This window comes from Paramicrobacterium agarici (genome assembly GCF_002563955.1).
Lineage (GTDB): Bacteria > Actinomycetota > Actinomycetes > Actinomycetales > Microbacteriaceae > Paramicrobacterium > Paramicrobacterium agarici.
Genome location: NZ_PDJE01000001.1, coordinates 1,757,128 through 1,780,315, shown reverse-complemented (window position 1 = coordinate 1,780,315; position 23,188 = coordinate 1,757,128). Strand labels below are relative to the sequence as shown.

Annotated in this window: 22 protein-coding genes and 2 tRNA genes; 8 read left to right on the top strand and 16 right to left on the bottom strand. The window is 64.3% G+C overall.

The annotated features are described in order from the left end of the window. Positions 1-6 precede the first annotated feature (6 nt). Together nrdI and nrdH are read right to left on the bottom strand one after the other, a co-directional pair. Positions 7-408, bottom strand: a complete 402-nt coding sequence (gene nrdI / locus ATJ78_RS08755; RefSeq protein ID WP_098407246.1) for a class Ib ribonucleoside-diphosphate reductase assembly flavoprotein NrdI — start codon at positions 406-408, stop codon at positions 7-9. 78 nt (positions 409-486) lie between these two features. After that, a complete protein-coding gene (gene nrdH, locus ATJ78_RS08750; RefSeq protein WP_098407245.1) occupies positions 487-720 on the bottom strand; it encodes a glutaredoxin-like protein NrdH in 234 nt (77 codons plus the stop codon). A gap of 332 nt (positions 721-1,052) precedes the next feature. Here nrdH and ATJ78_RS08745 point away from each other — a divergent pair, with 332 nt between their 5' ends. Beyond that, a complete protein-coding gene (locus ATJ78_RS08745; protein WP_098407244.1) occupies positions 1,053-2,255 on the top strand; it encodes an MFS transporter in 1,203 nt (400 codons plus the stop codon). Positions 2,256-2,262: 7 nt separating this feature from the next. Here ATJ78_RS08745 and ATJ78_RS08740 read toward each other — a convergent pair whose 3' ends face one another. After that, entirely contained in the window at positions 2,263-2,865 is a 603-nt protein-coding gene (locus ATJ78_RS08740) for an NADPH-dependent FMN reductase (protein ID WP_098407243.1), read from the bottom strand. 230 nt (positions 2,866-3,095) lie between these two features. Here ATJ78_RS08740 and ATJ78_RS08735 point away from each other — a divergent pair, with 230 nt between their 5' ends. Next, complete coding sequence (locus ATJ78_RS08735) at positions 3,096-4,250, top strand: acyl-CoA dehydrogenase family protein (protein ID WP_098407242.1); 1,155 nt, start codon at positions 3,096-3,098, stop codon at positions 4,248-4,250. A 212-nt stretch (positions 4,251-4,462) separates the two neighbouring features. Here the strand turns inward: ATJ78_RS08735 and ATJ78_RS15875 are convergent, their stop codons facing one another. Continuing rightward, a complete protein-coding gene (locus ATJ78_RS15875) occupies positions 4,463-4,621 on the bottom strand; it encodes a hypothetical protein (protein ID WP_156088589.1) in 159 nt (52 codons plus the stop codon). 151 nt (positions 4,622-4,772) lie between these two features. Here ATJ78_RS15875 and ATJ78_RS08730 point away from each other — a divergent pair, with 151 nt between their 5' ends. Next, complete coding sequence (locus ATJ78_RS08730) at positions 4,773-6,164, top strand: MFS transporter (RefSeq protein WP_098407241.1); 1,392 nt, start codon at positions 4,773-4,775, stop codon at positions 6,162-6,164. A gap of 61 nt (positions 6,165-6,225) precedes the next feature. Here the strand turns inward: ATJ78_RS08730 and ATJ78_RS08725 are convergent, their stop codons facing one another. Both ATJ78_RS08725 and ATJ78_RS08720 read right to left on the bottom strand, forming a co-directional pair. After that, positions 6,226-8,748 carry an ATP-dependent Clp protease ATP-binding subunit gene (locus ATJ78_RS08725; protein ID WP_211288448.1) on the bottom strand — a complete coding sequence of 841 codons (2,523 nt, stop codon included), beginning with the start codon at positions 8,746-8,748 and terminating at the stop codon, positions 6,226-6,228. Positions 8,749-8,869: 121 nt separating this feature from the next. Then, positions 8,870-9,436 (bottom strand): mismatch-specific DNA-glycosylase, encoded by a 567-nt coding sequence (locus ATJ78_RS08720; RefSeq protein ID WP_098407239.1) that lies wholly within the window; start codon positions 9,434-9,436, stop codon positions 8,870-8,872. A 130-nt stretch (positions 9,437-9,566) separates the two neighbouring features. Between ATJ78_RS08720 and ATJ78_RS08715 the strand changes: the two genes are divergently transcribed. Then, positions 9,567-11,123 (top strand): molybdopterin-dependent oxidoreductase, encoded by a 1,557-nt coding sequence (locus tag ATJ78_RS08715; protein ID WP_098407238.1) that lies wholly within the window; start codon positions 9,567-9,569, stop codon positions 11,121-11,123. 32 nt (positions 11,124-11,155) lie between these two features. Here ATJ78_RS08715 and ATJ78_RS08710 read toward each other — a convergent pair. From ATJ78_RS08710 to galU, 4 genes are all read right to left on the bottom strand, one after another. Then, positions 11,156-11,228: transfer RNA gene (locus tag ATJ78_RS08710), tRNA-Ala, on the bottom strand. Between the two features lie 60 nt (positions 11,229-11,288). Next, the gene (locus tag ATJ78_RS08705; protein ID WP_098407237.1) at positions 11,289-12,311 is read right to left on the bottom strand and encodes a hypothetical protein; all 1,023 of its coding nucleotides are present in this window, start codon (positions 12,309-12,311) and stop codon (positions 11,289-11,291) included. 65 nt (positions 12,312-12,376) lie between these two features. Next, entirely contained in the window at positions 12,377-13,039 is a 663-nt protein-coding gene (locus ATJ78_RS08700; protein ID WP_098407236.1) for a GNAT family N-acetyltransferase, read from the bottom strand. Between the two features lie 41 nt (positions 13,040-13,080). Further along, positions 13,081-13,974: a UTP--glucose-1-phosphate uridylyltransferase GalU gene (gene galU, locus ATJ78_RS08695; RefSeq protein WP_098407235.1), complete on the bottom strand. Its 894-nt coding sequence runs from the start codon at positions 13,972-13,974 to the stop codon at positions 13,081-13,083. A 79-nt stretch (positions 13,975-14,053) separates the two neighbouring features. On the opposite strand from galU, the gene ATJ78_RS08690 reads away from it, so the two are divergent. The 3 genes from ATJ78_RS08690 to mscL are packed head-to-tail and all read left to right on the top strand — an operon-like array spanning position 14,054 to position 15,325. Continuing rightward, a complete protein-coding gene (locus ATJ78_RS08690; RefSeq protein ID WP_098407234.1) occupies positions 14,054-14,641 on the top strand; it encodes a 5-formyltetrahydrofolate cyclo-ligase in 588 nt (195 codons plus the stop codon). 6 nt (positions 14,642-14,647) lie between these two features. Then, positions 14,648-14,887, top strand: coding sequence for an FmdB family zinc ribbon protein (locus tag ATJ78_RS08685; protein ID WP_098407233.1), 240 nt, complete (start codon positions 14,648-14,650; stop codon positions 14,885-14,887). 39 nt (positions 14,888-14,926) lie between these two features. Then, the gene (gene mscL / locus ATJ78_RS08680; RefSeq protein ID WP_342744786.1) at positions 14,927-15,325 is read left to right on the top strand and encodes a large conductance mechanosensitive channel protein MscL; all 399 of its coding nucleotides are present in this window, start codon (positions 14,927-14,929) and stop codon (positions 15,323-15,325) included. A gap of 49 nt (positions 15,326-15,374) precedes the next feature. Here the strand turns inward: mscL and ATJ78_RS08675 are convergent, their stop codons facing one another. After that, complete coding sequence (locus tag ATJ78_RS08675) at positions 15,375-15,581, bottom strand: hypothetical protein (protein WP_098407231.1); 207 nt, start codon at positions 15,579-15,581, stop codon at positions 15,375-15,377. Positions 15,582-15,583: 2 nt separating this feature from the next. Beyond that, a complete protein-coding gene (locus ATJ78_RS08670; protein WP_211288447.1) occupies positions 15,584-19,348 on the bottom strand; it encodes an AAA family ATPase in 3,765 nt (1,254 codons plus the stop codon). 170 nt (positions 19,349-19,518) lie between these two features. Here ATJ78_RS08670 and ATJ78_RS08665 point away from each other — a divergent pair, with 170 nt between their 5' ends. After that, positions 19,519-20,508 carry a Gfo/Idh/MocA family protein gene (locus tag ATJ78_RS08665; protein ID WP_098407230.1) on the top strand — a complete coding sequence of 330 codons (990 nt, stop codon included), beginning with the start codon at positions 19,519-19,521 and terminating at the stop codon, positions 20,506-20,508. Positions 20,509-20,522: 14 nt separating this feature from the next. Here ATJ78_RS08665 and ATJ78_RS08660 read toward each other — a convergent pair whose 3' ends face one another. The 4 genes from ATJ78_RS08660 to ATJ78_RS16195 all read right to left on the bottom strand — a co-directional run bounded on the left by ATJ78_RS08660 (position 20,523) and on the right by ATJ78_RS16195 (position 23,119). Further along, positions 20,523-21,182 carry a histidine phosphatase family protein gene (locus tag ATJ78_RS08660; RefSeq protein ID WP_098407229.1) on the bottom strand — a complete coding sequence of 220 codons (660 nt, stop codon included), beginning with the start codon at positions 21,180-21,182 and terminating at the stop codon, positions 20,523-20,525. Positions 21,183-21,296: 114 nt separating this feature from the next. Next, positions 21,297-21,368: transfer RNA gene (locus ATJ78_RS08655), tRNA-Arg, on the bottom strand. Between the two features lie 31 nt (positions 21,369-21,399). After that, positions 21,400-21,903 carry an HNH endonuclease gene (locus tag ATJ78_RS08650; protein WP_098407228.1) on the bottom strand — a complete coding sequence of 168 codons (504 nt, stop codon included), beginning with the start codon at positions 21,901-21,903 and terminating at the stop codon, positions 21,400-21,402. 325 nt (positions 21,904-22,228) lie between these two features. Further along, on the bottom strand, positions 22,229-23,119 hold the full coding sequence (locus ATJ78_RS16195; RefSeq protein WP_281253376.1) for a C40 family peptidase: 891 nt from the start codon (positions 23,117-23,119) through the stop codon (positions 22,229-22,231). Positions 23,120-23,188 lie beyond the last annotated feature (69 nt).

The following is a 23,188-nucleotide window of genomic DNA, read 5'->3' as shown; positions in this document are numbered from 1 at the left end:
CGTCGGTCAGTGTGCTTTCCAAAATTGGTCCAATCCATCATGGACGACGCTCACGTCGTCCGGTGTTCCGAAGAGTTCGAATCGATAAAGCGTCGGCACTTTGCATTTAGCCGAGATGATGTCGCCCGCGAGGCAGTACGCGTCACCGAAATTGGTGTTTCCCGCGGCGATGACGCCCCTCAGCAGGCCTCGGTTCTCCTCGTCGTTGAGGAACCGGATCACCTGCTTGGGTACAGCGCCTTGCCCATTGCCGCCGCCATACGTCGGGGTGACAAGCACAAATGGCTCGTCGGCTTTCAACCCGGCTTCCTTCGCGTACAGGGGTATGCGCTCAGCCGGCTTCCCCAGCTTCTCGACGAAACGGTGCGTATTTCCCGAGACACTCGAGAAATAGACGAGCCGAGTCATTGTGCGTCACCTCCCATGGCAGTGTGGGCGTGGCGGCTGCGTGGTGCCGCCACGCGATGCAGGGCACCGTCGAGGCTGTTAGCCGAGACGTTCGGCGAGCTCGTTGATCTTGTCGGGACGAAACCCGGACCAGTGCTCGTCATCGGCAATGACGACGGGGGCCTGCAGGTAGCCGAGAGCCTTGACCTGCTCGAGCGCCGACTCGTCTTCGGAAAGATCGTGAACCTCGTACTCGATGCCTTTGCTGTCGAGCGCTCGGTAGGTCGCCGTGCACTGAACACATGAAGGCTTTGTGTAAACCGCGATTGCCATAATTGAAGACCCTTCCCAACCTGAAATCTCTTGTTTTCCCGGCATTCCCCCGCCGGGCTTTCAATACTACATATAGTTCTTCGTTTTGAGTGGAACCCCTAGGGATAGTAGTTACAGGGATGTAGTTTTCCACCGCACTTTCCACCGATTTCGGTGAGTTATCCACCGTTTCTCCACTGCCGCTCCCTCACCGAATACAACACTTAAATGGGCGAATACCTGCCCTTTCGTCGCTGTGAATCCGCTCTTCATCCACAGCTCCAAAATTAGGGGCAGCCACCGACATTCTTTGGGCGTGTCGGCGTGTCGAGATGCACTTACACTGGTGAATCGTGACGAGCTACTGGAGCCTGCTGCGCCACCCCGGAGTGGGGCGGCTTATCAGCGCGCAGCTGGTTGCGCGATTCCCTGGAGGGATGCTGTCGCTCGGATTCCTGATCTTCATCGAGCACAAGACTGGGCAGTACGCCGACGCGGGGCTGGTGCTCGCCGCCACCAGCATCGGGCAGGCCGTCGCCGGCCCACTGACGAGCCGCTGGATGGGGCGCTGGGGCATGCGGCGCGTGCTCGTTCTGACACTCGCGATATGCACGCTCTCCGTGCTCACGATCGCGCTCGTGCCGATGCCGCTCTGGGCGTACATCAGCCTCGGACTCCTCACAGGCCTGAGCACGCCGCCGATCCAGCCGGCCGTGCGCACGATCTATCCAAAGATCGTGAACTCGACGCAGCTGACGCCGTTGTTCTCGCTCGATGCCTCCGCCCAGGAGATCATCTGGGTACTCGGCCCCGTCGTCACGACGGTGGTTGCGACGCAAGTGGGCCCCGTGTGGGCTATCGCCCTCGCAGCATCCCTCATGGTCATCGGAGGCACATGGTTCATCGCCTCACCGGAAGTGGGGCAGGTGCGCATTCCGCCCAGCCGGAGATCCTTCGGGAGCGTTCTGAAGAAGCCGACGGTGCTCATCGCCACCATGACGGGCTTTCTGCTCGTAGGCGCGTGCGCAGCCGTCGAGGCGGGAGTCGTGGCGACGTTCGGAGACGAGGGAGTCGAAGCGGGGCTGGTCCTGGCGATCTTCTCTGTCGGGAGTCTCGTCGGCGGCTTATCACTTGGACACGCGGGGATCACGCCGTGGTCCCTCGCGCGGAGAATGCTCATCGTGAGCTTCGGAATGGCCGCAGCCACCGCAGCGCTTGGCGTGTGGTGGCTCGCCGGAACGCTCCTCATCGCCGGAGTGGGCATCGCTCCGGCTCTCGCCGTGATCTTCGCCATCGTGTCGTCGAGCGTCAAGTTCAGCGATACAGCGGAAGCGTACGGCTGGATCGGCACGGGCCAGCTGATCGGCTCGGCGATCGGTTCGGCGATTGCCGGATTCCTGATCGATCAGAACGGCGCCGTCGGAGCGCTCTGGACGGCCGCCGTCTTCGCGTTCATCGGATTCCTCGTGCCGCTTGCACTCCGCCCCGCTCTGCCCGACCTTCGCGGAAGAGACGCATCGCCCATCCCCGACACCGAGCCGGTGCAGACACTCTGACGCGCTCTCAGGCGACGTCCTCGGCGAGCATCTGGCGATCCGAACGCCCCGACAGTACGCGCAACTCATCGATCATGCGTTCGCACGCCCTGCTGCTCTGCGGATCATTGTCGAAGTCGACACCGTGAACGTGCGCTCGCGCGTGAGCGAGCGCAACGAGGGGCCGAACAACGCTCATGCCGCGCTCCTGAAGCGAGCGACCGAGACGCCTCGAGAGTCGTTTCGCGTCTCGCCCATACGTGACGAGGCCAACGGGCTTCTCTTTCCACTCTCGGCCCAGGTAGTCGATGGCGTTGCGCACGACGGGCGAGAGGCCATCGCCGTACGCGGGAGCGACGAAGATGACCGAGTCCGCCGCGGAAACTCGCTCGCTCCAGGCTCGTGAGTGTGCGTTGATATAGGCACGGTTCTCGCTGAGATCGGGTTCGCTCATGAACGGGAGGTCTTGTTCCATGAGATCGACGAGGTCGACCGACACACCGGAGTAGTCCGACAGGAGGTCATGCACCCAGAGGGTGATCGGGAGGGCGATGCGCCCCTGGCGGGCGCTGCCGAGAACGAGCATGAAACGTTGGGGACGCTCGCTCGATCGGGGGTTTTTGATCGTCATTGGCTCACTCTTCTGAGGAGGAATTTTCGGGTTCAACTGGTTAGGGGCCAGCTCTCCTCCATTGTGTGGCCGAGCGTGAGAGATTTCTCACCCCAATAATGGGGGAAAGCTGAGCATTCATCATTTATGTCGGATGCTGTCCGCGAATAGCCCCCTCGGACACCGCCGGAGTGCGAGCATGGAGGTGACGACGACGCCACTCGGCAGCGTCGAGGATCGAGGAGACGACAATGACTGATTTGCTGCCCGACGCTCTGCTCGAGCGCATTCGTTCCCGAGCCGCGGAGCTCGATCGCAGCAACGGGTTCTTCCACGACGATCTCGAAGATCTCGTGGAGGCCGGGTATCTGAAAGCCTTCGTCCCGACAGAACTCGGAGGATCGGGGCTGTCGCTTGTCGAGGTTTCCCGATTGCAGCGAAGGCTCGCGACAGCCGCGCCGGCGACTGCCCTCGCCGTCAATATGCATCTGATCTGGACGGGAGTGGCCCAGCAGCTCCGACGACGCGGCGACTCCTCTCTGGACTTTGTGCTCGAAGGCGCTTCACGTGGCGAGGTCTACGCATTCGGAATCAGCGAGGCAGGCAACGATCTCGTTCTCGTCGGCTCCAATTCTGAGGCGCGGCCTGATGGCGAGGGAGGCTATTCCTTCTACGGCACGAAGATCTTCACGTCGCTCTCCCCCGCCTGGACCGTCCTCGGAACCATGGGACTCGATTCGACGTCCGACGATGCACCGAAGATCGCGTACGGATTCGTGCGCCGCGCCGATGGCGGATTCACAATCAAGGATGATTGGGACACCGTTGGCATGCGCGCGACGCAGAGCCGCACGACGATCCTCGAGGGTGCGCATGCCTCGCCTGACAGGATTGTGCGTCGGCTGGAGCCGGGGCCGAACCCGGATCCATTCATCTTCGCAATCTCCTCGAACTTTCAGCTGCTCGTCGCGAGCGTGTACACCGGCCTTGCAGAGCGCGCACTCGAGTTGGCCATCGAGACCGCGAAGAAGCGCACGTCGAAGCAGAACAACGGCGCGGCGTACTCCGACGACGCGGTCATTCGCTGGCGCATCGCAGACGCGTGGATGGCTCTCGACGCGATCCCTGCTCAGATCGAACGCGCCGCTCAGGACATCGCCGATGGCGTCGATCATGCAAGCCTCTGGTTTCCCAAGCTCTCGGCGGTCAAGGTGCGAGCAACCGAAACAGCCCGCTCAGTCGTCGACCAGGCCATAGCTGTCGCGGGCGGGAGCAGCTACTTCTCGAAGAGCGAGCTCGGGCGGCTCTATCGGGACGTGCTCGCAGGAGCCTTCCATCCATCCGATTCGGATGCTGCGCACAAAGCGGCGGCCAACGGACTTCTCGGTCCGGTCTCGGGAGCGTGACACGGCAGGGATGCTCGATGTCTTGACCGGCGTCGAACATCGTCGCACGATTAAGTGATGGGTGACGATGTGGATTCGGGTGGAGACCCAGCATGCTGGCTAAGCCACGTCTGCGCGGAGTGCGGCGCGTTCATCGAAGATGACTCACCGACCTGCTGGCGATGCGGCGCAGACCGTTCACAGAGTTGAACCGACGCCAGTCGATGAACTCGTTATCGCTTCGACAGGATGTGAGCAGGGATGCCGAACGAGAGGCATACCAGGATGATCCCGGCGAAGAAGATGACAGCTTGGAACGCGGCGGCGTTAAAGGCAACACCGAAGAGGAAGAGCCCGACGACAAAGAGCAGGAACGAGATGATGAAGCCCATGCGCTCCATCCTATCTGAGTGACGAGGCGTGTGCGCATGCGTGGCGAACCACGGTGATTTCTCGTCGCAAATGGGTGACAAATGCCCTCAAGCGCGGCAAGATAGGCCCACTGCCACCTGGCACGTTCACGCGAATTGCAGAGGGGGAAGCATGGCGACGCCACCGAATACCGGGGAGCCGACCGAGCCTGAGGCCGAGTACCGCGCTCCCAGCGCCGACTCGCCCGAAGGGCGCAAGACCATCAGGCGTGCGATCGGAGCATCAGCGATCGGAAATGCGACGGAGTGGTACGACTACGGGGTCTACGCCGTTGCCGTTACGTACATCACGGCAAACTTTTTCCCAGGCGGAACCGTCTGGGCGCTGGCGACATTCGCAATCTCCTTCCTCGTGCGCCCTCTGGGCGGCTTGATCTGGGGGCCGCTCGGAGACCGGCTGGGGCGCAAGGCCATTCTTGCACTGACGATCGTCATGATGGCGGGATCGACCACGCTGATCGGACTCCTGCCGAACGTCGACGCGATCGGCATGTGGGCCCCAGGGCTGCTGATCTTCCTGCGTATGGTCCAGGGCTTTTCAACGGGCGGCGAGTACGGAGGAGCTGCCACGTTCATGGCGGAGTACTCGCCCGACAAGAAGCGCGGCTTCTTCGGAAGCTTCCTCGAATTCGGCACTCTCTTCGGCTACGTGCTCGGGACCGCCTTCGTGCTGATTCTGAGCCTCATCATCGGCGAGGACGCCATGATGGAGTGGGGTTGGCGGATTCCGTTCCTCATCGCTGCACCCATGGGCCTCATCGGCGTCTATCTGCGCAGCAAGATGGAAGACACTCCCGTTTTCCGCGAGATGGAGGACACCGCTCAGATCGAGCAGTCGGCGACCGGAGATCTGAAGGACCTCGTGCTCCACTACTGGCGTCCTCTGCTGAGCATGGCGGGACTCGTGATCGCCCTGAACGTCGCGAATTACACGCTGCTTACGTACATGCCCACGTATCTGGAAACTCAGATCGACATGAGCAAGGATGGCTCGCTGCTGCTGATCATCATCGGCGAGCTGTGCATGATGGCCATCATTCCGTTCTCGGGCAAGATCTCTGACAGAGTCGGGCGACGACCGATGTGGGCGGTCTCGCTGATCGGACTCATCGTCGCGGCGGTGCCCATGTACATGCTCATGGGCACGGGCTTCGCGGGCGCGCTCGTCGGATTCGCGGTCCTTGGCGTGCTGTACGTGATTCAGCTCTCAACCATTTCAGCAACGTTCCCGGCGATGTTCCCCACTCAGGTGCGATACGCAGGGTTCGCGATCACGTACAACGTCGCGACAGCGCTCTTCGGAGGCACGGCTCCGGCCGTCAACGAAGCCCTCATCGATTCGACGGGCAACCTGCTTGTTCCCGCCTTCTACATGATGGCTGCGTGCGCCGTCGGACTCATCGCCCTCAAGTTCGTTCCGGAGACGGCAGGGGCGTCCATCAGGGGAACCGAGATTCCGACGACGGAGATTCCCATCATCGATTCCGGGTCCTCCAAGACCTGACCGGAGTGAACGCGAGCACGGCGGCTCCCGCAATGCGGGAGCCGCCGTGTGTGTTGCGTGATCAGGCGACGAGGCGCGTGTCGCTGTGGCTCGGCAGAACGATGAGCTCACCGTCAGCCGTCGTCACCTCAACCCCGGCACGGTCGGCGAACGATTCGTCGACGAGCAGTTCGGCGATGCGATCGTCGACCTCGCGCTGGATGAGGCGCTTCAGCGGCCGGGCGCCGTACTCTGGCTCGTACCCGTGCTGCGCGATCCACTCGATGGCCTGCTCGTCGATCGAGAAGCTGAGGCCCTGGGCCTGCACGCGCTTCTCTGTGCTGGTCACAAGCAGCCGGACGATCTCGTGCAGCTGCTCGGGCTCCAGCTTGCTGAAGAGCACGATCTCATCGATGCGGTTCAGGAACTCGGGCCGCATCGACTCACGCAGGCGACCCATGACCCGTGCACGAACGTCGATCCCCTCGGCTCCGTCGGCAACAAAGCCGATTGCTCCGGTCTTACTGGACAAGAACTCAGACCCGAGGTTCGACGTCATGATGATGACCGTGTTGCGGAAGTCAACGGTTCGCCCCTGGCCATCGGTGAGCCGTCCGTCGTCGAGCACCTGCAGGAGCAGGTTGAAGACGTCGGGGTGTGCCTTCTCGATCTCATCGAGCAGCACCACGGAGTACGGGCGCCGACGCACCCGCTCCGTAAGCTGACCCGCTTCGTCGTAGCCGACGTATCCGGGAGGCGCTCCGACAAGGCGCGACACCGTGTGCCGCTCGCCGAACTCACTCATATCGAACCGCACCATAGCGTCGTCGGTGCCGAAGAGTGACGAGGCAAGAGCCTTGGCCAGCTCGGTCTTTCCGACGCCCGTCGGTCCGAGGAAGAGGAAGCTTCCGACCGGACGTCGTTCGTCGCCCATGCCGGTTCTGCTGCGACGCACGGCGCGTGACACCATCTCGACAGCGTCGTGCTGTCCGATGACGCGCTCGTGCAGTTCTTCTTCCAGCCGTGCGAGCTTCACGCGGTCGTCGTCGCTGACCTGACTGACCGGAATTCCTGTCGCTCGCGAGATCACCTCCGCGATGTCAGCCTCTCCGACGACTGGCTGCGCCGTCCCGGTCGCGGCGTCGATCGTGGCGACGATCTCGGTGATCTGATCGCGAATGCGCGACGCCTCCTCGTAGTCCTCGCGCTCGACAGCATCCCCCTTCTCGGCCTCGCGTGTGGCAAGCTCCGTGCGCAGGGTGTCGAGGTCGAGAGCTTCTCCGTCGGCGAGACGCTTTCGAGCGCCCGCCTGGTCGATCAGGTCGATGGCCTTATCCGGCAGGAAGCGGTCGGTCATGTACCGTGCAGAAAGTTCGACGGCAGAGCGCAGCGCCTCATCCGTGTAGGTGACGGCGTGGAACTGCTCGTATGCGCCCTTGAGACCGTCAAGAATCGTCACGGAGTCGTCGATGCTCGGCTCACCGACCGTGATCGGCTGGAAACGGCGTGAGAACGCAGCATCCTTCTCGATTGTGCGGTATTCCGTGAGCGTCGTGGCGCCGATGAGGTGCAATTCACCTCGAGCGAGTCGGGGCTTCAGGATGTTTCCGGCATCCATTCCGCCTTCGCCGCCTCCACCCGCTCCGACGACGGTGTGCAGCTCATCGATGAAGACGATGAGTTCGTCCTTGCGAGCACTGATCTCGTTCATCACGGTGGTGAGACGCTCTTCGAAGTCGCCGCGGTAGCGAGTGCCGCTCAGCATCGCCGCGACATCCAACTCGATGACGCTCTTCTCGCGAAGCTGAATTGGCACGCTCTTGGCCGCGATCTTCTGTGCCAGACCCTCGACGACAGCCGTCTTTCCGACGCCGGCGTCGCCGATGAGCACGGGGTTGTTCTTGGTGCGCCGCGACAGAATCTCAACAGCCTGCTCGATCTCATCTGCGCGCCCGATGACGGGATCAAGCTTGCCCTCACGCGCTTCAGCCGTCAGGTCGCGACCGAACTGCTCGAGCATGGGACTGTCGGATGCTTCACCCGTGGCCTGCCCCGTCGAGGTCTGAGTCGGAGCCTCCCCGTTCGCTGCGGCCTGCAGCGCTGCAGGGGTCACGCCGGCCTTCTGCAGAATTCGCGCTGCCGGAGAGTCGTCTCCGAGAACGAACGCCAGAAACAGGTGTTCGGGATCAACATAGGTCGAACCGAATCCGCGAGCAACTTGATACGCGTCGATGAGCAGACGTCGCGCAGACGACGTCAGCGAGGGCGACTGCTCTTCTGCATCGCGCTCGCGGGCTGCAGGCAGTCCCTGCTCCGCGCTCGTCGCGATCGCGTCGGGATCCGCGCCCGTGCCGCGCATGGCATCGGCGGCGGGCGATTCTAGTGCCATGACGCGCAGGATGTGCAATGCGTCGACTTCGTGATGGCCGTGCTCCACCGCGAAGCGGGCGGCGTCATTGAGCACGCCGTGAGTGCGTCGCGTGAGCACGCGGGTGATGTCAATGGAGCGGCTTGATTGAGCGGCCCGCTGCCCCTGCAGGTAACGAGCGAGGAACTCGTCGAATGAGCGTGGATCTGAGCCGACGGGGCCGAAGTATGCAGGCAAGGTGTTGACCTCCACAGTAAACTTGAGTGCCTTCGACTCAATGTAACGCTGGGGCTCTCGAATCATTCCCGACTGCGCCACTTTTTTTGCGAGACATCAAGGGCGCCCTCGCACGGCATTCCTAGCTGATGACACCCGCTGATCGCGCGGGCGCAGCGTATGCGCGCGCGAGACTTTCGATGGTCTCGTGAGCATTCAATCCGCTCGGGTTGGGAACCGCCCAGAGTTCTGCGCCGGCGAGCCGTTGCTCCTGACGCCCCGCTCGCGCCTTCGGCCTCCTGAACCCCTGCCGGTACGCTGTAAGCCCGACCATGGCGACGACGCGCGGTTGGAGTCGCGCAACGCGCTGCTCAAGGGCCTCTGCCCCATCGCGCAGCTCCTGCAGGGAGAGCTCGTCTGCACGCACCGTGGCGCGATTCACGAGATTTGTCACGCCAAGTCCTGCGTTCGTGAACCGGCGGCGTTCTGAGTCCGAAAGACCGTCTGAGAACGTGGTTCCCGCATCGAAGATGCCCGCTTCACGGAGCGCGGGAAAGAATCTGTTTCCCGGATGCGCAAACGGCGTGCTCGTCGCCGCCGTCCAGAGTCCCGGGTTGATCCCGACGAAGAGCAGGAGAACGCCATCATCAACCAGATCGGGAACGGGCGCATTGCGAAAGGACTCGAGCTGCTCACGAGTAAACGGCATGGCCCCATTCTCGCGCCACGCGGATGCTGTCAGGGCACAGCATCCGACAGCAGCGTGACGCGCGCACGTGGGGTGCGTCCAGACATCGGATAATCGGAGAACTCACGAGAATGCGGCCTAAGGTGACTCCATGAAGCCGAGACCACTTCTGACGTGGGCCGCACTCTCGGGGATCGTGAGTGCGGCGGTGGGGACGGCCATTGCCGAAGCTCTTGCGCTCGTCATCGCTCCCGCCAGCAGTCCCATCATCGCAATCGGCTCTGTCGTCATCGATGTCGCACCCGCATGGGCAAAGGACGTCTCGATCGCCGTCTTCGGCACGAACGACAAGATCTTCCTTCTCACGCTCCTCGCCGCCGTTCTCGTGGCGGCCGCGGTGGCGGCAGGGATCCTCCAGGTGCGCAGTACTCCGTGGGGCGTCGTGATCTTCGGCGTGCTCGGCGCCGTCGCCACCGTTGCGGCGACCACGCGCGAGCAATCCGATCCCTGGTGGGCGATCCCTGCCGTCGTCGGGACGCTCGGAGCGGTGTTTACGCTATTGCGAATCGGCAGACTGCTCACGCACTGGCAGGCAGACGCTCGTCCATCCAGCACCGGGCAGAGACAGCCCGGTGTCGCGTCGCGGCGCAGCTTCTTCGTCGTGCTCGCGAGCACGGCCGTGGGCGCCGCCGTCATCGGCGCGGGGTCCCGGGCCATCAATGCCGGATCCCTCGCGGTCGATGCCGCTCGAAAGGCGATCAAGCTGCCGCGTCCCGCGGCCCCTGCTCCCCCGATTCCCGAAGGCGCCGCTCTCGACGTCACGGGCATCACACCGCTGATCACCCCGAATCGCTATTTCTATCGCATCGACACCGCACTTCAGATTCCGTCCATCGCGCCTGACGACTGGAGCCTGCGCGTCACGGGAATGGTCGACAACCCGCTGACGCTCACCTTCAGCGAGTTGCTCGAACTGCCGCTCACAGAACGGAATATCACGCTCATGTGCGTCTCGAACGAGGTCGGCGGAGACCTGACGGGCAACGCGACATGGCTCGGTTATCCGATTCGAGAGCTCCTCAGACGGGCGCAGCCGCGCGCGGGCGCCGATATGGTGCTGTCGCGGAGCATCGACGGCTTCACGGCTGGCACACCGCTCAAGGTTCTCGAGCAAGAGGATCGCGATTGCCTGCTTGCCGTCGGCATGAACGGCGTACCGCTTCCACCCCAGCATGGTTCACCCGTCCGCATGGTCGTGCCCGGCCTGTACGGCTATGTTTCGGCAACGAAGTGGGTCGTCGAGCTCGAGGTCACAACGTTCGCGCGTTCCAGCGCGTACTGGACCAACAGAGGCTGGGCTGAGAAGGGTCCGGTCAAGGTCAGCTCGCGCATCGATGTACCGACCGGACGCAAGACGCTCGACGTCGGCACGATTGCCGTTGCCGGCATCGCGTGGGCGCAGCACACGGGAATTCGCGCGGTGGAGGTTCGCGTCGATGGAGGCGAATGGATGCCGGGTCGGCTCGCTGAGCCGATCTCAGCGGACACGTGGGTGCAGTGGGTCTATGAGTGGGATGCTCCCCCAGGAGCGCACACCATCGAAGCTCGTGCCACCGACGCCGAAGGCACAGTTCAAAGCGGAGACGATGTCCCGGTCGTTCCCGATGGCGCCGAAGGCTGGCATGAGGTTCGCGTCGACGTCGCGTGATACACAACGCCTGGTCAGCGACATTTAAACGGTGGACCTAGGGGGATTCGAACCCCCGACCTTCTCATTGCGAACGAGACGCGCTACCAACTGCGCCATAGGCCCGTAGACGCATACGAGATTATCACGTCCTGACACGTTCTCCGGACACGAGGAGTGAGCAGGCTATCCGGCGGCCATACGCCGACGCAGCAGATCGGCTGCTCGAATCTCGCCCTCATCGACCACGCCCATCGATGCATAGGGCGATGCCTGCGCCGGTTGCTCCCGCGCGGCACGCTGCTCGTCTTTCGCGGCGCGCCGTTGCTCGATCGAGAGCGCCTGCGGCTGCGCCTCTGCGGCCTTCTGCGCCATTGCCTCGGCGAGCGCCGCCTCACGGAGACGCTTGCGCGACGCCTCTGCCGCGAGCGTCGCCGCGGCAACAGAACCCTGCGACAAGTGCAGGGGCTTGGGCAGTGACGTGGGCGTCCAGGTGCGCTCGACGGCCTCCTGCTCGTCCGTCAGATCGGCATCGAAGATCTCACGCTCGGCGACGTTCGTCATGCGCGGCACGGCCGCGGCTGGCATCACTCGCGCGCCGATCGTCGCCATACGCGACAGCAGCGCGATCGATACGACGACGCTTCCCGCGGCGATGCCCGGCAGCATCCATGCCCCGGTCGACATGGCCGGTACACCTGTCGCGACCGCCGTGACGGCGCTCGCGACCATGAAGACGGTTGTGGCAAGACGCGCGCGTCGACGCGAGCGCATGAGCCTGGTCTTCGCTCGAGCACGAGCGTGTTCAGCTGCGGCACGCTCTTTTGCCTCTGCGGCCTGCGAGCGTGCTCGTGCGGCCGCTGCCCGGGCATCGGCCTTCGCGCGCATCGCGGCAGCATGCGATTCTGCACGCGCCGCCTCGACGGCAGCGCGACTCTCAGCTTTGCGCGCAGCCTCGCGCTCCGCCTCAATGCGCTTGAGTCGCTTCTGCTGTTCTGCGACCTCGCGCGCCGTGGCCTCGACACGCACTTCGTCGGGAAGCTCCGACGTCTCGGCGAGAATGCGCAGGGTCTGCTGCAGCCGGACGGAGTTGCGCTCGGCCGTCATGTACTCGTGCCGGCGCACCCATGTGGGAATCAGGTAGACGAGCCAGAGCACGGCTGCGATTGCGAAGACGATGCCCCCGCTGAGAAATCCGCCGCCAGCCATGGCACAAGGCTACGTGTCACACCGGCACACAGCCGTCATTCGTTCGGTGTGTCCTACCAGCATCCTCACCGAGTCGGATAGATGCGAAGCGGCGCTGACGCTGCCAGCCGGTCCGCCTCGGGGATCACACAGGCATCTGGCGGCACACGCCTGCCGAGCCATCGCGTGAGGAGCGACTCGTTGAGCTCTTCGCGCACGAGAGCAAAGCAGAAGTGGTCGGCCCACTCTCCGTTGATGTGAATGTACCGACGGCGCATTCCTTCGTAGCGAAAGCCGAGCTTCTCGACGACGCGCAGGCTCGGCGCGTTCGACGGGCGAATGCAGATCTCCATTCGGTGCAGACCGAGCCGCTCAAAACAGTAGTCCGTCACGAGAGCGACGCCCGTCGGGGTCACATCGCGCCCCGCGAACCGCTCAGAGACCCAGTAGCCGAGCGTCGCAGACGAGACCGAACCGTACGTGATTCCCGAGACGTTGAGCTGACCGGCGAACTCGCCGTCGTACTCGAGCACGAACGGAAGGCCGGTTCCCTGCCGCGACTGTGCCAAGAGCGAGCGGATGCTGCCGCGAACGTCGAAGCTTCCGGCCCCATACGGGTTCGTCGCCTCCCAGGCTCGCAGCCATGTCCGATTTCCGAGAAGCTCACGCTCGAGCACCTTCGAGTCCCGCACCTTGATGGGGCGAAGGCCGATTCGCCCGTGCTCAAGCGTCGGCAGCGGAGCAACCATCGGTCAGTCCTCCTGCCGGCGTTCGAGGATGAGCGTTGGCGTCAGTCGATAGAGCCGGTGAAGTCTTTGAGCCATGGCCCCAGGGCTGGTCCGAGGTCGTCACGGTCCAGGGCGAGCTGCACGATCGCCTTGATGTAGTCGAGTCGGTCTCCGGTGTCGTAGCGACGTCCGCGGAAGACGACACCGTAGACCCCGCCCGCGAGCTCGTCATCGGCAGCAAGTTCCTGCAGCGCGTCCGTGAGCTGAATCTCGCCGCCCTTACCCGGCTCCGTGCGCTCGAGGATGTCGAAAACTTCGGGCTTGAGCACGTAGCGGCCGATGATCGCGAGATTCGACGGCGCATCTTCCTTCGCCGGCTTCTCGACCAGCCCGGTCACCTTCACGACATCTTCGGTATCGGTCTGCTCGACCTGCGCCGCACCGTACAGATGAATCTGATCGGGGTCGACCTCCATGAGCGCGATGATCGTCGCGTCACGCTTCTCCTGCTCCGCGATCATCGTCGACAGCAGCGGGTCGCGCGCATCGATCAGGTCGTCTCCGAGCAGCACGGCGAACGGCTCATCGTTGACGTGCGCGCGAGCCTTCGCGACAGCGTGGCCGAGCCCCTTCGGGTCGCCCTGGCGCAGGTAGTAGATGTCGGCGAGCTCCTGCGACTTCACGACCCGTTCGAGCTTCTGGGTGTCGCCCTTCTTCTGCAGATTCAGCTCAAGCTCCGTCACCCGGTCGAAATGATTGCTGATCGCGTTCTTGTTCCGGCCGATGATCATCAGCACATCCGTCAGATCCGCGCTGACCGACTCCTCAACGACGTACTGGATCGCCGGCTTATCCACCACGGGAAGCATCTCTTTCGGAAGAGCCTTCGTCGCCGGCAGGAAACGGGTGCCCAAGCCTGCGGCGGGAATAACGGCTTTACGAACTCTCGCTGTCATACCCCAAGCGTAACCGGCCAGACGCTCTCTCGCGCCTCATGACACAAGCATCGATGCCGCCCGACCTACAATGGGGCCCATGCCCAGCCCCTCAGATCACGAGAAGCGCGCCCTGCGCGCCGAGCTTCGCGAACGCCGCCACAACCTCACATCGACGGAAGTGGAGCAGGCGACGCAGGGCTTTCTGCAGAATCTGCAGTCGCTCGTGACCGCACTCGATGCCCGATCCGTGTCGTGTTACCTCTCGTCGACGGCAGAGCCGAACACTCGGCCTTTCATCAACTGGGCGCTGGCAAGCGGCATCCGGGTTCTCTTTCCGATCAGCAGGGAAGACGGCCTTCTCGATTGGACCGTCGGTGAGCAGGGAGTCGAGAAGACAGGGCTGTGGGGCATGCCCGAGGCCGTCGGCGAGCTGCTGGGCCCGATCGCCATCAACGATGTCGATCTCATCATCGTGCCCGCGTGCGCCGTCGACACTCAGGGAACCCGGCTAGGATGGGGCCGCGGCTATTTCGACAAGACGCTGGGTTCCATGGAGAAACGTCCTCCCGTGTACGCAGTCGTCTTCGACAACGAGGTGCTCCCGGAAGTACCGAAGGAGGCTCACGACCAGCCGGTCGACGGCGTCGTGACTCCGGGCCGCATTCTGGATTTCTCATTCGAGTGAAAGACCATGCCCACCTATTCCTACCGTTGCACGGCGTGCGATAACGCCTTCGATATTCACCAGCAGTTCTCCGACGCGTCACTGACGGAATGCCCCTCATGCGGCGGGCAACTGCGCAAGGTGTTCGGAAACCTCGGGGTCACGTTCAACGGCACAGGCTTCTACCGAAATGACTCGCGATCGGCGTCGAAGCCGGTATCCTCAACCACAGCATCGGATTCCGGGGGAAGCTCCTCCGGCTCATAACGAGGGGGATACGTGCTCAAGGGGTTCAAAGAATTCATCATGCGCGGCAACGTCATGGACCTTGCCGTCGCCGTTGTCGTCGGAGCCGCGTTCACCGCTGTCGTCACATCGCTCGTCGACAACCTGATCAACCCGCTCGTCGGACTGCTGTTCAAGGCCGAGAGCCTGAACAACGCGCTGGTTCTCGAGGTCGCGGGCGCACAATTCAAGTTCGGCGCCGTGATCGGTGCGATCATCAGCTTCCTCATCGTGGCCGCTGTCGTCTACTTCGTCTTTGTTCTGCCCGTCAACACGCTCCGCACGCGTGCAGAGGAGCGACGGAACGCCGGTGTCGTCGATGAGGAGGGTCCCGTCACCGAGCTCGACGTTCTCACCGAGATTCGCGACCTGCTGCAGCAGGACACGACGAAGGACTCCGGCACGGGCAAGCACGTCTGACACAGACAGGCGTGCCGCGGTTCCCCGCAGAGGGCTGCGGCGCGCCACCTTAACCCCAGTGCGGCGGTTTATCCGCGCGCAGTCGGCGGTCGTTTCCCGAGGGGTCGTCGCCCCAGGCCTCATCGGAGTCGCTCTGCGGACGAGGACGCCCTCGTTCCGGCTCGGGATCGGTGCCGGGCGCTGCCGGAAGCGTCGCCCGTCTGCCTCCGCGCGACCGGACGATGCGGCGCGGCGCCGGTTCGGGACGCTCATTCATGTTCACGCGTCGAACGTGGGCTGCGGTGCCGTGTCGAGAAGCTGAGCGGCACGATCATTGCCCGGCTGCGCGGGCTGCGTCTCGGGAGCGCCGACGATCGACATGACCTTGCTCGCTACCGCGACGGGATCGCTGAAGAGATCGAAACCGTGCACCCGCAGATAATGCCAGCCCAGCCGCCTGAGCACCTCGGGCCGAAGACGTAGCGATTCGCGAAGCGACTCTGACGCCACCTCGACGTCTGACTCGACGATGATCGCGCGGTCACGGTAGCTGGCCACGAGGGCGAGCTTTCCGCGATAGCCGATCTCGACGGAGAGCCCGTTGCGGTAGAGGCGTTCCGCGAGATCGAGCATCATCGGCTCGGCACCTTCGACGACGGGTGGACGCGGAGACCAGCGCGGCGGTTCTCGCAGAAGCTGAGCGAGCGCGGCGATGCCGTGCTGCATGCGCTCGGGATCGATGTCTTCGGGGCGAATGCACGTCACGATCACCATGGAGCGGCGTGCGCGGGTCATGCCGACAGCGAGCAGCCTGTCCCCTCCGGGCTCCCCGAGCGTGCCGAACGTCGACAGCACGCGACCGTGCGGGGTCACGCCGTAACCCAGCGAGAAAATCACCCGATCACGGCTCTCGGCCACCGACTGTTCGAGTGTGAGCACGGTGAATGGCTCGGCGCGCTCGCGCAAGATGAAGTCCGCCAGATCGGCACGCCGCGCGAAAGCCGCGAGCACGGACTGCTGCACGCGCGTCGCATGCCGCTGACTTGCCGTGATGACCATGAGCGACTCGCGCGGGCGATTCGTCGCATGCTCGAGCACGAGATTGACCACGCGCACGACCTCGGGATCGACGGATTCGACGGTTCCCGTGTCGGGGTCGGGCATGCCGTGACCGTTCGACACGTAATCGAGCGTGAGGCTGCCGTGCCCCAGGAACGAGCCTGCCCAGGGAAGCGAGTCGATCTCACCGCCGTAGAAGCGCTGGTTGACCAGCTCTGCGAGGTCCTCTCCCCCGGCCCGATAGCTGCGCGTCAGCGTCAGCCCCGGCAGCAGGTCTGAAAGCCGGGCCATGGCTGAGTCAGCGTGGCGTGATTCGACGTCTTCGGCAAGCGCCGCGTCAGAAGCGGCATCCGCCACTGCCGTGTGGAACGGAGTCGGGCTCTGCGTCACCGTGTCGCCGAACGCGACGACCTGTTTGGCGCGTCTGATCGCACCAACATTCTCGGCGATCGTCGACGCACCGGCATCCACGAGAAAGACGGCGTCGAATCGGATGCTGTCGGGAATCTGCCACACCTCGTACGGCGATGTGAGCCACACGGGCGACAGCGCACGCGACAAGTGCGGCGCGACTCCCTCGAGCTCCGCCGGGGTCGCTCGCGGAACCGACTTGAGAAGGGAGCGGAGATCCCGCGCCTCTTCCGGCCAGTCCACGAGGCCGATGCGCCACGTCTCTGCGAGCATGCCGGCGAGAAGCTGCCCCGACGCGGATGCGTGCGCCTCGTCGACGAGCCGGAAGTCCGACTCGAGCCGGTCGACGACCTTCGTGTTCGCCCCGAGCAGCGATTTGTCTGTGGCGAGCATGTGCTCGAGCGCCGATTGCCACCACGCGAGCTCGAGCTCGTCTGCGACGCGGTCGGCGGGAACGTGCCTGTTCGACAGATCGGTCAACAGCGGGGTCAGTCCGAGCTCACGCAGCTGCGTGATCAGGGTCGTGCGCTCCTGCAGGTTCTCCATCACCGTCGACTCTGCCGCGAGCCCCGACATGACGCGAACAAGCGACCGGATCGGCAGCGCGGCCAGGCGGCTGTTGTGATCGGTGCGTCCGAGCGGCATGTCGAGCTCAGCGAGATCGTTGACGACTTTCTGGTGCGCGACATGAACATCGGCAATGCCGAGCGGCACCTCTGGAGCCAGTCCCGAATCGACGTACCGCTGAAGCAGAATGCGCTGCTGCTGAATGCGACGCAGGGAGGCGTTCATGTCGGCGATGTGCACGCCCGGGCGAACGTACTCGCGCGCAAGCTTCTTCAGCCGACGCCGGTTGCCTGCCGACATGCTCCCGGACTCGCGGCGGCTCCCCGTCGCCGCGATCAGCTCCGTGAGCGAGCGATCGAAAACGGCCGGCTGAAATTTGTCGAGCGTCTCGCGAATATCGAGCATGAGCCGAAGGTAGACGCCGAGCTCGTCGATGCTCTCGAACGGCCGCATGCGGGTCTGCCCGACGAGTTCGTACGCGCGCTCGAGCAGACGCGGAAGGTCGACGTTGTTGATGCGCTTCGCGAGTTCGTGAGCCTGCTTGGCCTCCGGTGTCGTCGAGAAGTTCGCTCCGTACCACGGCGAGTCGTCCGGCCCGTATTGAAACTCCCCGAGCGTCGCCGCGTGCGCGAGTGATTCGGCGACCTCATCGCGTCCCGTGGCGAGCTGCGCCAGCGACGCGTAGCCGAGTCGAGCGGTCGTCGAGGGCGGAGTCGCACGGTTCGACAGGGCCGTCAGCGCACTCAGCATGTCTGAGATCGTGACCCCGAGAGCGGGGTCTTTGCGCGCGAGCCCCGCGCGATAGTCGAGCAGCACCTTGCGCAGACGCACGAGAGCGTCGTCGATGTCGGCGACTTTGGGACTCGTCGACTTCTCGTTGCGCGAGATCGCCTGCACGATGTCTCGGCGCAGTGTGCGCGGGTGAGCGGCCAGGCCCTGCAGCCCAACACCGTTGAGGCGGTGCCGGATGCCGTCGAGTGTCGACTTTCGCGGGCTCACGACGAGTACGCGCTTGTGTTCTGAGACCAGCGCGCCGAGCGCATTGACGATGGTCTGCGTACCGCCTGTTCCGGGCAGCGTCGAGACGACGACCGATTGCCCCTCGGTGATCTGCGCGATCACGTTCTCCTGCTCGGCGTCAGCGTCAAGCAGGAGAGTGTCTGTCGAGGGGCTGCGTTCGTCGGATCCCGTTGCGTCGACGAGTTTCGTTCCCGATTCGATGAGCCGGCGCGCGCTCGCGTTGCCAGCGAGAGCGTCGAGCACCGGATGGTCGAGCTCAGCAGCATCCTGGCGCATGGCGGCACCGACGGCGCAGAACGACGACACGATGAGGCGGGGCTGAACGTTGAACCAGTCGAGATGGCCCGTGAGGCCCCGCAGGCTGTCAATGACCGGCTGCGGCTTGAAGACTCCCTCAGACATGGCGAGCGCCTCGAACGCTCGAGCGTCGAGGTGAATGTCGAATTGCTCCTCGAGCGCGCGAGCGAGCTCGGGGTTCAGCGTGATGGAGCCCGTGAGCTTGAGCTCGAAGTCGTTGCCGTACCGGCGAATCGCGAGCGGGCGAAGCAGCACGGGAGCGCAGAAGTTCTTTCCGCCATGCCGCCAGTGAGCGAGCCCCACGGCGAGGTGCACCGCTTCGAGCCCGCGCACGGTGCGCAGCTCGATGCCCTTCGTCGTGATGAGGTCGGCCGCAGACCGCGCGGAGCGCAGGGCGACGTCGTCACGAATGAGGTTCGACAGGAGCGTGGAGTTTCCGGTGATGAACTGCGGAAGGCTTCCCGGGTGGGCCGCGCTCAGCTCGATGCGGTACTCGCGCTCGTCGTCGAAGTGCAGCAGCGGCGACACTCCGCCGGTCTCGGCGAGATCGTCACGCCAACGCTGCCACTCGTCGTCTGCCACGTTGCCCATTTCGACTGTGGGATCCCCCATGGAAATCTGCTGTGGTTGCGTCAGGTTGGGAGCAAGCTCAAGTGACGAGTTGTCGTCAGACATTGCTCTCTCGCTCATTCTGTCACGCCTCCACACACCGCCACACTAAGCGCCAGAGCATGAAAAACCGGTAATGTCGGCGAGTTTCGCACAGTTTTGTGCATCGTGGCGCCGGGATGCCGTCACGGACGCTCCAGCGTGCCCCCCGTACGCGTCACAGCCGTGTCCGTTCTGCCAGACTGAGCACTATGACCCGTCTTCGCATCGGCGTGCTCGGCGCTGCAGACATCGCGCCCCGCGCGCTCATCGAGCCTGCCCGCGACAACGCAGACACAGAGGTCGTCGCCGTGGCAGCGAGAGACATCGACCGTGCGCGCAGCTACGCCGCCGAACACGCGATTCCGCGGGCGTTCGGCTCGTACGATGAGCTCCTCTCCGACGACGACATCGACGCCGTCTACGTTCCTGCTCCCAACGGGCTTCACGGCCGGTGGACACTCGCGTCGATCGCTGCGCGAAAGCACGTGCTGTGCGAGAAGCCGTTCGCTGCCAATGCCGACGAGGCGCGCCGCGTTGCCGCTGTTGCCGCAGATTCCGGGCTCGTCGTGATGGAGGCGTTCCACAACCTCTACCATCCGGTCACGTCCTTCATGACCGACGTCATCAGCTCGGGCGAGCTCGGCGGCATCCGATCGATCGACGCGGACTTCTCGTTCTCGATCGTCGACCAGTCCGACAACGTCCGCTGGAGCCGTGAGCTCGCCGGCGGCTCGCTCATGGACGTCGGCTGCTACCCGCTGCGCCTGCTGCGCGCGCTCGGCACGGGTGAGCCTCGCGTGGTCTCGGCCACCGCGACGGAGTTCACGCCAGACGTCGACGGATCAATGCTCATCTCGCTCGAATTTCCGGACGGCGCCACAGGAACGGCATCCTGCTCGATGACACGCGAGCCCAGCATGTCCGCGACGATCACGGGCGAGCGCGGCACGCTGGTGTCGTCGCATCCGTTCCTGCCTCACGAGGGGAACGAGTTCACGATCACGACGACCGAGGGCACGCGCGTCGCGTCCGTGACGAACGAGAGCACCTATGCCTTTCAGCTGCGCGCTTTCGTCGACGCTGTGAGGTCGGGCACGCCCGTCGTGTCAGATGCCCAGGATGCTGTCGCGACGATGTCGCTCATTGACGATGCGTACCGTGCGGCAGGCCTTCCGCTGCGTCAGCCCACGCGCGCCTGATTCGAGCTGCGCGGTCAGCGCACGGGCTCCGCGGTGCCGCCCGGACCGCCGCTGATGCCGACATCAAGGTTCTCGCCGCCGAGCGGCTCGCCGCGCCACTCGACAAGTGACCAGTCCCCCGGAGTACCGTCGACGACGATCATGCCCGTATTGTGCAGCGGGTTCTCTGCGGCGAAGTTCTGCGTGGCGCGTGTTCGCGCTGCGGCCCAGACGCGCAGCACCTGACCATGCGCGACAATTGCCACGGTCTCGTCTCCGAGCGCTGCCGCCTCGTCGACGACAGCGTCGAAGCGCCCGAACACGTCGTGCCCATTCTCGCCGCCGGGAACACGTTCATCGAGTTGACCGTCGACCCACGCGAACGAGGCGCGGTGGTACTCCATAACAGCATCCCAGTCGTTGCGCATTTCGAGTTCACCCGCGTCGATTTCCCGGATGCCGTCGCGCACCGTGAGCGCGCGGTCGAGGCTCTCGGCCAGCGGGGTCGCGGTGAGCTGGGCGCGCAGCTGCGTCGATGCGAAGATCGTCCCGATAGATTCGTGTTCGAGTGCTCGCGGAATTGCGGCGGCCTGAGCAAGGCCGAGTTCGGTCAGGCCGGGACCGGGAACCGCGGTGTCGAGGCGTCCTGCTACGTTCGACGGGGTTTGTCCGTGACGAATCAGCAGCAGTCTCATGGGGCACTCCTCGCAGGTTCTCAATCAGCTTCGATCCTATGCCGAGACGCCTGAGGAATCTGTGGGTGCACGTCGCGATGTCGCCAGTGATCACGTGTCATCATTGTTCAACGGTGCCCCTGGAGGGACTCGAACCCCCAACCGTTTGCTTAGGACGCAACTGCTCTTCCATTGAGCTACAGAGGCAAACCTTCGACAGTCTAACGTGTTCTGCGTCTCACGCCGCGACGGCGGGAGCGAGGTACTGCTCCCACTGCGGCACGACTCCCTCGGCTCCGCGAACGGCCCACCCGGGTCCGTACGGCATGCGTGGAGTGATGCGCAGCTGCCAGCCGATCTCCGCAGGCGTCCGATTTCCCTTCGTACTGTTGCAGGCGAGGCAGCAGGCCACGAGGTTCTGCCAGCTGTCTTCTCCCCCTCGAGACCGCGGAACGACATGATCGATCGTCGTCGCGTGCGCTCCGCAGTAGGCGCATCGGTGCAGATCGCGCTTGAGCACGCCGCGCCGCGTCACGGGGATGCGTCGCGAGTACGGTACCTTCACGTACCGCGTCAGCACGATGACGCTCGGTCTGTCATAGCGCACGGATACTCCCCATACCGGATCGTCCTCGACGATCTCGACGACGGCTGCCTTTCCGCAGATCACCAGGGCAAGGGCCCTGCGGAACGAGACGACCGCGAGCGGCTCGAAACCTGCGTTCAATACCAACGTGCGCATAGCGCTTCCTCTCGAATGGCCGTGACGGCTTCCCGGTAATTCGACACATCGGCATCCCGCGGGGAGACGGGGTCGGAAACGCAAAAGGCACCGCCCTGTGGGCAGTGCCTTCCTCCAGCCGATCGACGGCCTATCTCTCCGACATGGCGGCGAGCAGAGAAGTCTCGTATGTCCATGGGATGGACACCGGCTAATCCGCTCATCGCCTCGCTCACCTCCAGCGGGTTGTCTGAGCTTTAGATTAACCCACGAACGACACGCCCGGGTAACCGGGCGCGCCGTTCGCTGTTGCTGCAACCGAGAATTCACCCGGTCGTCACGATGCTCAGATGCGCACGATGTAGTAGTTGCTCGTCCAGATCGGGCGAATGCTGACATGCCCGCCGGGCTTCGGAGCGTCGAGGATCATGCCGTTGCCCGCATAGAAGCCGTCGTGTCCGTTCATGATGACGAGGTCACCCGGCTGCGCCTGCGATGTCGGGATGCGGGTTCCGGCAGCCGCCTGACCGGAGACGCCGTGCGGAAGGGAGATTCCGTACTGGCCGAAGACGTACATGATAAAGCCGGAGCAATCGAAGCCAGCGGGCGTCGCGCCCCCATATACGTAGGGAGTGCCGATGTACTGCTTGGCCGTGTTGAATACGGCGGACAGGCTGTACGGGGTGGTCGGCGGGGCGGCAGGTGCAGCGGTGCCCGACGGCGTGGAGTTCTCGGCCGCTGCACGCGCGCGCTTCGCCGCCTCGGCCGCCGCCTTCTCGGCCGCTGCCGCATCGAGCTCGCCCTGCGTCGTCGCCGAGTAAGTGTCACGCGCAACCGTCGCGATACTCGCCTCCGTACTGACGCTCAGCTCTTGGGCACCGGCGGTTCGATCGGTTTCGGCATAGAGGGCGGCAGCCTGGCTCGGCGCCGCGAACGATCCGGGGAGCGCAAATGCCGCGCACAGCCCCGGAACGACGATCATCATGACGAGAGTCGAACGCCAGCGCTTCCATCGCGATGTCCGCTCCATGCGTTCCGCCGAGGCCGGCGCCGTTCGCGTAGCAGGCCGCGTCGAGGCGCTGCGCGCGGCACGCGTTGTCGCCAGCCGTGGAGTGCTGCGCACATGCGCGAGCTCCGTCGATGCCTTCGCCTCTGCGGCGCGACGCTGCCGTCGGGTGAGCGGTGCGTCAGATGCGGACGATGTCGATTCGGGTTCGGTGGGGGTGGATAGGGCCACTGGTTCCTCCGGCGCCCTTTCAGCACAGCTGACTCGTCCACGCGGTGTCGTCTCGGGTTTCGCCGTCAG

Excerpts from the sequence above, each read along its gene's own strand:
- galU (WP_098407235.1), bottom strand. The coding sequence starts at position 13,974 with ATGACAGCGAGAGTTCGTAAAGCCGTTATTCCCGCCGCAGGCTTGGGC.
- ATJ78_RS08715 (WP_098407238.1), top strand. The coding sequence starts at position 9,567 with ATGAAGCCGAGACCACTTCTGACGTGGGCCGCACTCTCGGGGATCGTG.
- nrdI (WP_098407246.1), bottom strand. The coding sequence starts at position 408 with ATGACTCGGCTCGTCTATTTCTCGAGTGTCTCGGGAAATACGCACCGT.
- ATJ78_RS08660 (WP_098407229.1), bottom strand. The coding sequence starts at position 21,182 with ATGAGACTGCTGCTGATTCGTCACGGACAAACCCCGTCGAACGTAGCA.
- ATJ78_RS08650 (WP_098407228.1), bottom strand. The coding sequence starts at position 21,903 with ATGCGCACGTTGGTATTGAACGCAGGTTTCGAGCCGCTCGCGGTCGTC.
- nrdH (WP_098407245.1), bottom strand. The coding sequence starts at position 720 with ATGGCAATCGCGGTTTACACAAAGCCTTCATGTGTTCAGTGCACGGCG.
- ATJ78_RS08735 (WP_098407242.1), top strand. The coding sequence starts at position 3,096 with ATGACTGATTTGCTGCCCGACGCTCTGCTCGAGCGCATTCGTTCCCGA.
- ATJ78_RS15875 (WP_156088589.1), bottom strand. The coding sequence starts at position 4,621 with ATGGGCTTCATCATCTCGTTCCTGCTCTTTGTCGTCGGGCTCTTCCTC.
- ATJ78_RS08730 (WP_098407241.1), top strand. The coding sequence starts at position 4,773 with ATGGCGACGCCACCGAATACCGGGGAGCCGACCGAGCCTGAGGCCGAG.
- ATJ78_RS08665 (WP_098407230.1), top strand. The coding sequence starts at position 19,519 with ATGACCCGTCTTCGCATCGGCGTGCTCGGCGCTGCAGACATCGCGCCC.
- ATJ78_RS08740 (WP_098407243.1), bottom strand. The coding sequence starts at position 2,865 with ATGACGATCAAAAACCCCCGATCGAGCGAGCGTCCCCAACGTTTCATG.
- ATJ78_RS08675 (WP_098407231.1), bottom strand. The coding sequence starts at position 15,581 with ATGAATGAGCGTCCCGAACCGGCGCCGCGCCGCATCGTCCGGTCGCGC.
- ATJ78_RS08700 (WP_098407236.1), bottom strand. The coding sequence starts at position 13,039 with ATGGTTGCTCCGCTGCCGACGCTTGAGCACGGGCGAATCGGCCTTCGC.
- mscL (WP_342744786.1), top strand. The coding sequence starts at position 14,927 with ATGCGCGGCAACGTCATGGACCTTGCCGTCGCCGTTGTCGTCGGAGCC.
- ATJ78_RS08670 (WP_211288447.1), bottom strand. The coding sequence starts at position 19,348 with ATGAGCGAGAGAGCAATGTCTGACGACAACTCGTCACTTGAGCTTGCT.
- ATJ78_RS08705 (WP_098407237.1), bottom strand. The coding sequence starts at position 12,311 with ATGGCTGGCGGCGGATTTCTCAGCGGGGGCATCGTCTTCGCAATCGCA.
- ATJ78_RS08685 (WP_098407233.1), top strand. The coding sequence starts at position 14,648 with ATGCCCACCTATTCCTACCGTTGCACGGCGTGCGATAACGCCTTCGAT.
- ATJ78_RS08720 (WP_098407239.1), bottom strand. The coding sequence starts at position 9,436 with ATGCCGTTTACTCGTGAGCAGCTCGAGTCCTTTCGCAATGCGCCCGTT.
- ATJ78_RS08690 (WP_098407234.1), top strand. The coding sequence starts at position 14,054 with ATGCCCAGCCCCTCAGATCACGAGAAGCGCGCCCTGCGCGCCGAGCTT.